9 protein-coding genes are annotated in these 8,513 nt (G+C 72.0%); 5 read left to right on the forward strand and 4 right to left on the reverse strand.

Annotated features, from left to right (window positions below; all coding sequences use genetic code 11):
• From CH341_RS24620 to CH341_RS24630, 3 genes are all read right to left on the reverse strand, one after another.
• The coding region (locus tag CH341_RS24620) for a DUF6481 family protein (protein WP_111421625.1) at positions 1-328 on the reverse strand (328 nt) is incomplete at its 3' end.
• Between the two features lie 169 nt (positions 329-497).
• On the reverse strand, positions 498-1,496 hold the full coding sequence (locus tag CH341_RS24625; protein ID WP_111421626.1) for a Bug family tripartite tricarboxylate transporter substrate binding protein: 999 nt from the start codon (positions 1,494-1,496) through the stop codon (positions 498-500).
• Positions 1,497-1,583: 87 nt separating this feature from the next.
• Positions 1,584-2,234 carry a polysaccharide deacetylase family protein gene (locus CH341_RS24630; RefSeq protein WP_210208598.1) on the reverse strand — a complete coding sequence of 217 codons (651 nt, stop codon included), beginning with the start codon at positions 2,232-2,234 and terminating at the stop codon, positions 1,584-1,586.
• A 138-nt stretch (positions 2,235-2,372) separates the two neighbouring features.
• Here CH341_RS24630 and CH341_RS24635 point away from each other — a divergent pair, with 138 nt between their 5' ends.
• On the forward strand, positions 2,373-3,299 hold the full coding sequence (locus CH341_RS24635; protein WP_111421628.1) for a LysR substrate-binding domain-containing protein: 927 nt from the start codon (positions 2,373-2,375) through the stop codon (positions 3,297-3,299).
• 32 nt (positions 3,300-3,331) lie between these two features.
• Here CH341_RS24635 and CH341_RS24640 read toward each other — a convergent pair whose 3' ends face one another.
• Positions 3,332-4,111, reverse strand: coding sequence for a CPBP family intramembrane glutamic endopeptidase (locus CH341_RS24640; protein ID WP_111421629.1), 780 nt, complete (start codon positions 4,109-4,111; stop codon positions 3,332-3,334).
• 215 nt (positions 4,112-4,326) lie between these two features.
• Here CH341_RS24640 and CH341_RS24645 point away from each other — a divergent pair, with 215 nt between their 5' ends.
• The 4 genes from CH341_RS24645 to CH341_RS24660 form a co-directional block, all read left to right on the forward strand.
• Entirely contained in the window at positions 4,327-5,166 is an 840-nt protein-coding gene (locus CH341_RS24645) for a VOC family protein (protein WP_111421630.1), read from the forward strand.
• Between the two features lie 196 nt (positions 5,167-5,362).
• Positions 5,363-6,220: a fumarylacetoacetate hydrolase family protein gene (locus tag CH341_RS24650; RefSeq protein WP_111421631.1), complete on the forward strand. Its 858-nt coding sequence runs from the start codon at positions 5,363-5,365 to the stop codon at positions 6,218-6,220.
• Positions 6,221-6,223: 3 nt separating this feature from the next.
• A complete protein-coding gene (locus tag CH341_RS24655) occupies positions 6,224-7,012 on the forward strand; it encodes an IclR family transcriptional regulator (RefSeq protein ID WP_111421632.1) in 789 nt (262 codons plus the stop codon).
• Positions 7,009-8,513 (forward strand): bifunctional 3-(3-hydroxy-phenyl)propionate/3-hydroxycinnamic acid hydroxylase (locus CH341_RS24660; protein ID WP_111421633.1); only part of this gene is annotated, 1,505 nt, incomplete at its 3' end. The genes CH341_RS24655 and CH341_RS24660, both read left to right, overlap by 4 nt.

Genomic DNA, 8,513 nt, shown 5'->3' on the forward strand with positions numbered 1-8,513 from the left:
CGGCGCGCGACATCCCGGCCAACATCAACTTCTTCATGCATGTGCCGGTCGACGGCAGCGGCCGTGTGGCGATCGCCTCGGCGGCGACGCGGGCCTTCTCGGCGGCCTCGGCCTCGATGCGGGCCTTCTCGGCCGCCTCGGCGTCGCGCTTCGCGCGAATCGCGTCACGCTCGGCCTTGCGGGCGAGGCGTTCCGTCTCCAGGGTCGCGCGGCGTTCCTCCAGGGTCGGATCCGCCACGGCGGTCTTGAACTTCTCCAAGAGCGCCTTCTTGGCAGCGACGGCGTTGCTCTGGCGGTCCTGAAGCTCGTTGTCTCGGAAGCGGCCCATTCAATCTCCGGTGGCGTGCGGCACGGGCCGGAACCGGGGCCGTTGCCGTGCCCGTCGTCCGACCGCCATTATTCTGGGGTGCGAGCCGCTCATATAAGCCGCTCGCGCCTCCGCATCAACGGTTGTCCGCGCGCGGCCGCCGTCGTCGCGGCGAGCGCGGGAGCGCGCGTCAGTCGATCCTGGCCCCGGAGGCTTTGACCAGATCGGTCCATTTCGCCACCTCGGTGCGGGTGAAGGCGGTGAGCTCGTCGCCCTTCAGCGGCATCAGCTCGACGCCCTGGGCCTGGAGCTGCCCGGCGATCTCCGGGGTGGCGAGCACGCGTCCGGCGGCGTCGCGCAGCCGCGCCACCACCGGCTCGGGCGTTCCGGCCGGCGCATAGAGGACGAACCAGGCGACCAGGTCGAAGCCCGGAAAGCCCTGCTCGATCATGGTCGGCACCGTGGGTGCGGCGGAGCTGCGGCGGGCTCCGGACCCGGCGATCGCCTTGAGATTGCCGGACTGGATGTGCGGCATCACGGCGGCCGGATGGTAGAACATGAACTGCACCTGGCCGGCCATCAGGTCGGACAGGCCCATGCCGCCCTCCTTGTAGGGGACGTGCACCATCTTGGTCCCCGACACCGACTTGAGGAACTCGCCGGCGAGGTGCCCGGACGTCCCGGGTCCGGCCGAGGCGAACGCGATGCCGTCGGGCTGCGCCTTGGCGTACGCGACCAGCTCGGCGACGTTCGCGACCGGCAGCGCCTTCGGCACCACCAGCAAGGTGGGCGTGTAGCCGACCAGCGCGATCGGCACGAAATCCTTCAGCGGGTCGTAGGGCAGGCGGGGAAACAGCCCGGCATTGATGGCGTGGGTGCCGACCGTTCCCAGCGTGAGCGTGTAGCCGTCCGGGGTCGAGCGGGCGACCGCGGCGGTGCCGATGGAGCCGCCCGAGCCCGGGCGATTCTCCACGATGACGGTCTGGCCGAGCTCGGCCGCCAGCCCGCCGCCGACCAGGCGGGCGATGATGTCGGTCGAGGTGCCGGGCCCGAAGGCCACGACCACGCGGACGAGCTTCGACGGATAGGGCTGCGCCCCGGCGGTGCCGGGACCGACGGCGAAGGCCAGCGCGAGTGCGGCGGCCAGGCTTGCGGTGCGGCGGGTGAGCACGGACCTCGAGGGGGACATGCGTTTCGGCTCCTTGGGGGTGGACGGACGTGTTCTTGGTCTTGGGGGTTCCCGGTCCGGGCGTCCGCCCCGGACGGGCCGTTCGGCTCAGAGATCGGCGATATAGGCGTCCGACAGGCTCACCGGCAGGCCGGCGCGGGTGAGCACGACGTCGTCCGGGAAATCCTGGCGCAGCTCCACCCCGAGATCGTCGAGGCGGTCGAGAAAGTCGGGCAGGCGGGCGAGGCAGGCGCCGTCGATGTCGTGCAGCACCACCACGGTCCAGTCCTGCGCCGTCACGTCGGCCACGGCCCGCTCGACCCAGCCGTCCGGGTCGCGCCAGTCGCCCGGCACGCTCGACCACAGGATCGAGCAATATCGCTTGGCGAGCAGGATCGAGCCGGCGGCGCGGCTGAGCAGATGCGGCCCGATCCGGCCCGACTTGCCGTAGGGGCGGAACAGCTTGTCGGGATGGGCGAGCGGCCCGATCAGCGCCTGGGTGTCCTCGATCTCGTGCGCGGCGTAATCGGCGTCGGTGCGATCCCCGAACGCCACCGAATGCGTCATCGTGTGGTTGCCGATCCAGTGGCCTGACGCGTGGGCTCGCGTCGCCAGCGTCGTCGCGGCCGGCTCCTTCAGCTTGCCGCCGATCACGAAGAACGTCGTGGCGATGCCGCGCTGCCCCAGGATGTCGAGGACGGCCGGCGTGACGGTCGGGGTCGGGCCGTTGTCGAAGGTGAGCGTGACGCGTCGGGTCAAGGCGAAGTCCATGGGATGGGCCGGCTTTTCGCGGGGACCGCCAGCCGGCGCCGCGACCATAGGGGGCCGCGATACAGTGACAAAGGTGATTGTTCGCATTAGAACCATAGATACGGTCTATGGTGGAGGCGTAAGCCCATGGAATTGCGGCATCTCCGCTATTTCGCCGCGCTCGGCGAGCAGCTCAGCTTCACCCGGGCCGCGACCCTGGTGCACGTCACCCAGCCGACTCTGTCGCATCAGATCCGGCAGCTCGAGGACGAGCTCGGCGTGCGGCTGTTCGACCGCGTCGGCAAGCGCGTCGCACTCACCGATTCGGGCGAGCTGCTGCTGGCGAGCATCACCCGGGCCCTGCAGGACATCGACCTCGCGGTGCGCGGCCTGCGCAGCGGCGCCGACACGCTCGCCGGGACCCTGCGGGTCGGCGCCGTCCACAGCGTCAACATGCGGCTGATGCCGCGCTGCGCGGCGCTGTTCCTGGCCCGGCATCCCGCCGTGCGGATCGTCATCGAGGATCTCGCCGCGCCCGTGATCGAGGCGCGGGTGCGCGACGGCACGCTCGACGTCGCCATCGCCTACGCGCCGGCGAGCGACGACGAGGTGGCGTTCGAGCCGCTCTACGAGGAGGAGCTGGTGCTCGCCGTGACGGACGCGCATCCGCTCGCCGCCCGCAAGCGCATCCGCATGAGCGAGCTGCACCGCGTGCCGCTGGTGCTGCTGACCCGCGAGTTCGCGACCCGGCGCATGCTGGACCACTGGTTCGAGGTCTCGGGCGCCGAGCCGAACGTGATGGTCGAGATGAACACCATCGGGGCGATGCTGGAGATGGTCCGCCGCTCCGACATCGCGGCGATCGTGCCGCAGCGCGCCGCGCCGGACACCGGCCTCGGCTGGGTCGCGCTCGAGGGGCCGACGCCGCGCCGCACACCGGGCCTGCTGTGGCCGCGCCGCCGCGACCGCACGCCGGCGGCCCGCTCCTTCGCCGCCATCCTGCGCCGGATTCTGCGCGAGGAGGCCGAGGCGCGCAGCCGGCCGAGGCGCCGCGCAGCGCCGCGGGCGGGCTGAGGCGACCGGCCCGGAACGCGCCGCGGTCGCCGTCACATCGCCAGGGACACGAGCGTCGGGAACGCCGCCAGCGCCGCATTGGCGAGCGCGTGCGCCACCATGGGCGCGACCGTGCCGCCGCTGGTCAGGCGGAACGCCCCGAGCACGCCGCCGATCACCAGATACTGCGCGACCGACACGGCATCGATGCTGCCGCCCCGCATCCAGTAGCCCCAGTGAAACGCCGCGAAGACCAGCGTGGTGAGGACCAGCGCGGCGACCGGGCCGCGCCGGTCCTGGACGGCGCGCCACAGGAAGCCGCGGAAAATGCTCTCCTCGACCACCGGCGCGAGCAGCACGGTCGAGCCCCAGGCCAGCACGACGGCGACCGCGCCGGCGCCGGTGGCGGTCCGCCCGGGCTGGCCGGCATGGACGCCCGCCGTGCCGGCCAGCACCGTGATCGTGACGAGCGCGCCATAGAGCGCCAGAACGAACCCGGCGGCGCGCAGCAGGTCGCGCGAGCGCGGCCGCGTCCAGCCGACATAGTCGCGCAGCGGAACGTCGGTGAGCCGCACCGCCAGCAGGATCACCAGCAGTGTCGCGCCCCAGGCCGCGAGCGAGTCCACGGCGCGTGACAAGCTGCCGGGCCCGCCCGTCGCCGGCAGCCCGGCGGACGCGACGGCGTCGCGGAGCGGCGTCTCGGCCGTGAAGGCGAGCAGCACCCAGGCGAGCGAGACGACGATGCCCCAGGAGCCGCGCACATACGGAAACGCAGCGGCCGGCAGGAGTCCGGCACGGCCAGCAGGAGGGACGGGACGTGGAGGGCGGGCCATGCGGGGGTGGTCCGGTTCGGGGGCGACAACTCTAAACACCGTCGGGGGCGTCTGGTTCGTTCATACCGGCCACCCCCGCGCCGCTGCGTCACCGCGCCGCATGCCGGGCCGGCCGGGCGGATCGGGTCTGAGGACGAAGGATTGCCTCTTATACGAGAACTGCGTTAGTCTATGGAGATCAAATTATCAAAAAACAATAATCTGGAGAGGAAACGATGCTCAGTGCCGTCCAGGCCGGGGCCTATCTGCACCACCTGCACCTGACGAGTCCGGACCCCGAAAAGCTCGCCGCCTTCTATGCCGACCTGATGGACATGGCGCCGGTCTCGTCCGCCGACTCGGCCGAGTCCATCGTCCTGGCCGGGCCCGGCCGCCGGCTGTTGCTGAGCCGCGGACCGGCCAAGGCACTCGGCCATGCCGGCTTCGCGTTGCGCGACCGCGCCGGGCTCGACGGCCTGCGCGTCCATGCGCGGCAGAACGGGCTCGACCTGGCGCCGTTCGCGACGCCGCCGTTCGGGCCGGACGCCTTCGCCGTGACGGACCCGGACGGCAACAGGATCGCATTCGGCCTCGCCGCGCCGGAGCCCGCCCGCACCGGCCTGCGCGGGCCGCTCCAGCACCTGACGCTGGCAACCCGCAGCGTGCAGGCGATCGAGGGCTTTTACGCCGGCAAGCTCGGTTTCGCCGTGTCGGACCGGGTGGTCGATGCCGGCGGCCGGGTCACCACCTGCTTCATGCGCGGCAATCACGAGCATCACAACCTCGCCTGCTTCCTGCAGGACCGCGCCGGCATCGACCATCACTCCTACGAGGCCGGCGAGTGGGACACGATCCGCGACTGGGCCGACCGATTCGCCGCGCGCGGTGTCACCTTGATGTGGGGGCCGGGCCGCCACGGACCAGGCAACAACCTCTTCATCTTCATCGAGGACCCGGACGGTAACTGGATCGAGGTCTCGGCCGAGCTCGAGGTGATCCACGACCGCCCGGTGAAGGAGTGGCCGCATGCCGAGCGCACCCTGAATTTGTGGGGCCGTGCCATCATGCGGGCGTGAGGGGCAGGTCACGGACCAACTCGCGCGGACGAACTCTCACGTCGTCATGCCCGCGCTCGTCGCGGGCATCCACGTCTTGCTGAACCTCGGCCAGCAAGAGCGTGGATGGCCGGGACGAGCCCGGCCATGACGCGCCGATGGTGGATGTCAGGTTCGATGGATCGAACGACATCGGAAGTTGATCAAGGGACGTGACATGAAACTTGTATCGTTCACGGCGCAGGGACGCCGCAGCTTCGGGATCGCGGTCGGCACCGGCGTGCACGATCTCGGCGCGCGGCTCGGCCCGGTCGTGCCGGATCTCAGGACGCTGCTGCAGGTGCAGGCGGTCGGCGCGACGTTCGATTTCTCCAGCGCGAGCGCGGCCGATTTCTCGGCCGACGAGTTCGCCTGGGATCCGGTGATCACCAACCCCGGAAAGATCATCTGCGTCGGTCACAATTACGAGGAGCATCGGCGCGAGACGGAGCGCGATCCGACCGCGCATCCCTCCGTCTTCATCCGCTTCGCCGACACGCTGATCGGGCACGAGGCGCCGATCGTCCGGCCCGCGGTGTCGCATGTGCTCGACTACGAAGGCGAGCTCGCCGTGGTGATCGGCCGCGCCGGATGGCGCGTGCCGGAGGAGTCCGCGATGTCGCTTGTCGCCGGCTACACGGTGTGCAACGAGGCCTCGGTGCGCGACTGGCAGCGCCACACGATCCAGTTCACGCCGGGCAAGAACTTTCCCGGCACCTGCCCGCTCGGGCCGGCGCTGGTGACGGCGGACGAGATCGACGGCCTCGACCATCGCGCCATCACGACGACGCTCAACGGCACCGTGGTGCAGCAGGCGACGCTCGGCGACATGATCTTCAACATCGCTGAGATCATCGCCTATGTCACGGCCTTCACGCGGCTGGCGCCCGGCGACGTGATCGTCACCGGCACGCCGGGCGGCGTCGGCTTCAAGCGCACTCCGCCGCTGCTGATGAAGCCGGGCGACACCGTCGAGGTGACGGTCGAGGGCGTCGGCACCTTGCGCAACGGCATCGTCGACGAGACGGGAGCCTGAGCCGTGGCGGCGGGCCTGTCGCGCTTCGTCCGCGTGCTCCGCCTGTTCGGCGAGGACAAGGCGACCTGGACCGTGCCCGAGATGGCGGCGGCGCTCGGCCAGCCGTCGAGCAGTGTCTACCGGGCGGTGCGCGAGCTCGTCGCCGAGGCCTTCCTGGAGCCGGCGACCGAGGCGCATTACCGGCTCGGCGCCGCCTTCGTCGAGTTCGACCGGCGGGTGCGCCTCACCGATCCGCTGACGCGCCTGGGTGAGCCGCGGCTTCGCGACGTCGCCGCGCAGGCCGGCGTGCCCTGCGTCGCGCTGCTGGCGCGGCTCTACGGGGACACGGTGATGTGCGTCGCCGACACGCGCGCCGGCGTCCTGCCGGTGACGCCGAGCTACGAGCGCGGCCGGCCGATGCCGCTGGTTCGCGGCGCCACCTCGAAGACCATCATGGCGCAGCTTCCGACGCGGCGGCTGGTCCGCCTGATCGACACCATCGACGGGGCCGCGACGGCCCCCGAGCAGATCGCGGCGCTGCGTGAGATCCTCACGGGCGTCCGCCGGCGCGGCCACTGCGTCAACCGCGGCGAGATCGACGACGGGCTCGCCGGCCTCGCGGTGCCGATCGCGGTGCCGCAGCACGGCATCGCGGCGAGCCTCAGCCTGGTCGTCGAGGCGGCCCGGCTCGATGCGGCGCTGGAGCACCGGCTGCTGCTGCTGCTCGTCGCCTCCGCCGGTCTCTTGGCGGAGCAACTGGACGCACCGCTCGTCGGGCGGGCCGCCGATGTCGCGGGGGCCGGAGCGCCGTGACGCCGCTCGTCTGCGACGTCGCGATCGTCGGCGCCGGGCCGACCGGGCTGACGCTCGCCAATCTGCTCGGCCGCGCAGGCGTGTCGGTGGTGCTGGTCGAGCGCAACGAGGGCACGGTGCGCGAGCCGCGCGCCGTCTCGATCGACGACGAGTCGCTGCGCACCCTGCAGGCCGCCGGCCTGATCGACGCGGTGTTGGCCGACGTCGCGCTCGACTACGGCTCGCGCTATTTCGGGCCGGACGGCCGGCGCTTTCTCGCCGTCGAGCCCTCCGGCCGCGACTACGGCTTTCCCAAGCGCAACGCCTTCGAGCAGCCGCGCCTGGAGGCGACGCTGCGCGCCGGCCTGTCCCGCTTCGCCGGCGTCACGACGCTGTTCGGCCACGCCTGCGAGTCCGCCGCCGAGGACGCGACGGGCGTGACGCTGATGTTGCGCGATCCGGCCGGCGCCGCGGTGGAGCTGCGTGCAAAGTATCTCGCGGCCTGCGACGGCGGGCGCAGCATGTTCAGAAAGCTGGTCGGCGCCACCATGACGGGCTCGACCTACCGGCAGCGCTGGCTGATCGTCGACCTCGCCGCCACGAAGGAGCGGCTGCGCCAGACCCGCGTGGTCTGCGATCCGGCGCGCCCGCTGATCACGTTGCCGGGGCCGGGCGGCATCCGTCGCTACGAGTTCATGCTGCGCGACGACGAGGACGACGCGGCCGCGACCGAGCCGGACTTCGTGAGGCGCCTGCTCGCGGCGCACGGGCCGGATGCCGACGCGCCCGTGGTGCGGCGGCAGGTCTACGTCTTCCACGCCCGCATCGCCGATCGCTGGGCCACGGCCCGCATCCATCTGGCCGGCGACGCCGCGCATCTGTCGCCGCCGTTCGCCGGGCAGGGGATGAACAGCGGGCTGCGCGACGCCCACAATCTCGCCTGGAAGCTCGCCGCCGTGGTGAAGGGCGAGCTCGGCGACGCGCTGCTCGCCACCTATCAGGTCGAGCGGGCGCCGCACGCCTGGGCGCTGATCAGGCTCGCCACGACCATGGGGCGGGTGATGATGCCGACCTCGCCGCTGCAAGGCGCGCTGGTGCGCAGCGCGTTCCGGCTCGCCGGCCTGGTGCCGCCCGTGCAGGCCTGGTTCGCCCAGATGAAGTACAAGCCGAAGCCGTTCTACCGCGACGGCGTCGTGCAGGCCGCGGACGACGGGCTCGGCGTCGCCGGCCGCATGCTGCCGCAGCCGGAGCTGGAGCGGCCCGACCGCAGCCGCTGCCGCCTGGACGCGTGTCTGGGCGACGGTTTCGCCCTGCTGGCCTGCGGCCGCGACGCCCAGGCGGTGCTCGCGGCGGTGCCGCTCCAGGCCCTCGCACTGCCGGGGCTGAGCCGCCTCGCCGTGCTGCCGCCCGACTGCAATCCCGATCCGGCGCAGGCCGGCGTGCCGGGCGGCCGCGACGTCGCGGGGCTTCTCGACGGTTGGCTCGGCGGCCGCGCGGCGCTGCTACTCGTTCGGCCGGACCG

Origin of the sequence: Rhodoplanes roseus (assembly GCF_003258865.1) — a bacterium.
GTDB lineage: Bacteria > Pseudomonadota > Alphaproteobacteria > Rhizobiales > Xanthobacteraceae > Rhodoplanes > Rhodoplanes roseus.

Bases quoted from the DNA above. Each gene is read 5' to 3' on its own strand.
- CH341_RS24625 (WP_111421626.1), bottom strand. From the start codon at position 1,496: ATGTCCCCCTCGAGGTCCGTGCTCACCCGCCGCACCGCAAGCCTGGCC.
- CH341_RS24635 (WP_111421628.1), top strand. From the start codon at position 2,373: ATGGAATTGCGGCATCTCCGCTATTTCGCCGCGCTCGGCGAGCAGCTC.
- CH341_RS24640 (WP_111421629.1), bottom strand. From the start codon at position 4,111: ATGGCCCGCCCTCCACGTCCCGTCCCTCCTGCTGGCCGTGCCGGACTC.
- CH341_RS24645 (WP_111421630.1), top strand. From the start codon at position 4,327: ATGCTCAGTGCCGTCCAGGCCGGGGCCTATCTGCACCACCTGCACCTG.
- CH341_RS24650 (WP_111421631.1), top strand. From the start codon at position 5,363: ATGAAACTTGTATCGTTCACGGCGCAGGGACGCCGCAGCTTCGGGATC.